Genomic DNA, 2,679 nt, shown 5'->3' with positions numbered 1-2,679 from the left:
TCAAAACTTGAACAAAATGTCCTGCGCTATAACCGTCCATTTTGGACGGTTATAGCGAAAAGTCATTATATGCGAAATTAGCTGTAATTACAACTATTTTGAAGCTTTTCTTTGATAATATTGCGCATTTTTGAGGTTAAAAATAACTTAAGGAGCAACAGCCATGCAGGAACTGGCCGTAGAAAAAAGGAAGGTGCCGGTCACCATCCGCTGTGTAGACTGTGAGGAGATCAAGGGCGAGCTTTTTTTAAGCCTTTTCTCCAAGAACCACACTGGCCAGGAGACGGCGCTGGAGTTCATGAACAGCCCGGAGCGTTTCTTTGTGCTCCGGCTGGAGGCTGACCCTCCGGTGCGGATGATGAACAAGGACCGGATCGTGGAGGTAGAGATCAGCGCCGAGGCCGAGCTGGGCGGCCAGGATCTTTCAAGAATGGGTGCCAAGGAGGAACCGATGGAGGTTCGCTTCAACAACCAGGCTTCACTTAACGGGAACGCTTACGTGGAACTGCCTCCCGCCAAATCCCGGCTGATAGATTTTTTGAACCAGGAGGACAAGTTCTTTTTACTCCGAACCGGCCAGACGGCGCACATCATCAACCGGCGGCAAATAAGCTTTGTAACACCCAGGAGATGAAAATGGCCAGAATTGACGCTTTCTTTAAAGCCATGGCAGACTATCAGGCGGCGGAATTCCAGCTGAACAGCGAGGCCGAACCTCAATTTGTGATGGGGGGCTCGCTGCAATCGGTCTCCAAACAGAAATTTTCCCGCCAGGAGGTGATGGGCCTGCTGTCCGAGATTATGCCGGAAAACGCCAGGGAACAGCTGATGAGCCAGCCAACGGTTGCCTTCAGCTACAAGTCGCCCCAGGGGGCGGACTATCAGGGAAAAGTGACTATGCAGGGCCAGCACCTTTCGGTCATCTTCGTTCCGGCCACGGCCGCCGTTCCGGAGCCGTTCAATCCTCCGCCGTCCCAGCCGGCTCCCGCCGCCCTGTCGCCGGCTGTGTCTGCGCCTCCGCAGGAATCCAAATATGCCAGGGTTTATAAGGAAGCCGAGATAGACAAGCTGTTGAAACTGCTGGTGCAGCGCAAAGGCTCGGATCTTCACCTGTCCAGCGGCGAAAAGCCAATCTTCCGGATCGACGGGGACATCAAGCGGATGGAGGAATTTCCGGTTACCGCTCCGGCCGACGCCGAAAGGATGCTGTACCAGATAATGGAAAAGCGCTACCGCCAGGATTTCGAGAGCGACAACGATACGGACATGGCCTACGAGATCCCCGGGGTGGCCCGCTTTAGGGTCAACATATTTCTGGACCGCAAGGGCATGGGCGGAGTGTTCCGGGTGATCCCCACCAAGGTGGTGACGGTGGAGGATCTGAACATCTCCATGGCCATTCAGAACCTTTGCAACCTCAACAAGGGGCTGGTGCTGGTGACCGGCCCCACCGGCTCGGGAAAGTCCACCACCCTGTGCGCTTTGGTGGACCTGGTCAACCGCACCCGATCCGGGCACGTCATCACTTTGGAGGATCCCATCGAGTTCGTGCACGAGAACAAAAAATGCCTAATCAACCAGCGGGAGGTGGGGCCGCATACCGCTTCCTTTAAGAACGCCCTGCGGGCGGCTTTGCGCGAGGACCCCAATATCGTGCTGGTGGGCGAGATGCGGGATCTTGAAACCGTCTCCATCGCCATCGAGACCGCCGAGACCGGGCACCTGGTCTTCGGCACCCTGCACACCTCCACCGCCGCCTCCACCGTGGACCGGGTGATAGAGCAGTTCCCGGCCGACCGCCAGGAGCAGATCAGGATCATGCTGTCGGAATCGCTTAAGGGCGTGGTCTCCCAGACCCTGTGCAAGAAGATCGGCGGCGGCCGGATCGCGGCCATGGAAATTCTGCTGGGAATTCCGGCGGTCTCCAACCTGATCCGGGAATCCAAGACCTACCAACTTCCTTCCATCATCCAGACCAACCGCAAGATGGGAATGGTCAGCCTGAACGAGTCTTTGATGGAGCTGGTGAACCTGAAAAAGGTGGAGGCCAAGGAGGCCTACATGAAGGCTTTGGATAAGCCGGACATCCTGAACCAGCTGAAGCGCGACGGCCACAGCACAGCCTTCATGGACGAAGTGAAATAGTCAATATTCGTTTCCTATTCAGAGAAGAATACAAGTTGCCTTCAGGGCTCCAATAAAACCAATGTCAAAACTGCAGCCAAGATACCCCGGGTATTCCGGGGCCTTGGCCTTTCGGCGTTTATTTTAATAATTATTTTTCTCCGCTTTCTCTTTGAAGAGAAAGCTCCAAAGAGAACTTTCGCCCAGCGCTGCTGTGATGTCAAAATCCCCGGCTGCCTGAATGTCTTGATCGCGAAATTGGGCTTCAGCAAAGCAAAACACTCTTTTCCCGCTAAAGCTGGGAAAAACGGCAGCCTTTGCTTATGCAGCAGCGCTGAAGCGAACCGGGGTTTGGTACCGGTAAATGGCCGCTTCAGCGGACGGGAATGACAGAGTGGCCGTTAACCCCGCCATGCAGACTGTGTCATAATAAGAGAGGAAATGACAAACAATGCCGAATATGCTATAATTAGCTGTAATAGAAAAAGGAGCAGGCCATGGCATATCGGTATGGAGATCGCAATCAATGTACGATGTTTCCCAAAAGCATCGAGG

2 protein-coding genes are annotated in these 2,679 nt (G+C 54.3%); both read left to right on the top strand.

What is annotated here, in order from left to right:
* The first annotated feature begins 163 nt into the window (after positions 1 to 163).
* Positions 164 to 634, top strand: coding sequence for a hypothetical protein (locus HY768_04290; GenBank protein ID MBI4726436.1), 471 nt, complete (start codon positions 164 to 166; stop codon positions 632 to 634).
* A 263-nt stretch (positions 635 to 897) separates the two neighbouring features.
* Positions 898 to 2,145, top strand: coding sequence for a type IV pilus twitching motility protein PilT (locus HY768_04285; GenBank protein MBI4726435.1), 1,248 nt, complete (start codon positions 898 to 900; stop codon positions 2,143 to 2,145).
* Positions 2,146 to 2,679 lie beyond the last annotated feature (534 nt).

It is taken from the genome of candidate division TA06 bacterium (genome assembly GCA_016208585.1).
Taxonomy (GTDB): Bacteria; Edwardsbacteria; AC1; order AC1; family EtOH8; genus UBA5202.
The sequence above is the reverse complement of the archived record's forward strand: the minus strand, read 5'-3'. Positions and strand labels throughout refer to the sequence as shown.

Coding starts and splice junctions, on each gene's coding strand:
- HY768_04290 (MBI4726436.1), top strand. CDS start 164: ATGCAGGAACTGGCCGTAGAAAAAAGGAAGGTGCCGGTCACCATCCGC.
- HY768_04285 (MBI4726435.1), top strand. CDS start 898: ATGCAGGGCCAGCACCTTTCGGTCATCTTCGTTCCGGCCACGGCCGCC.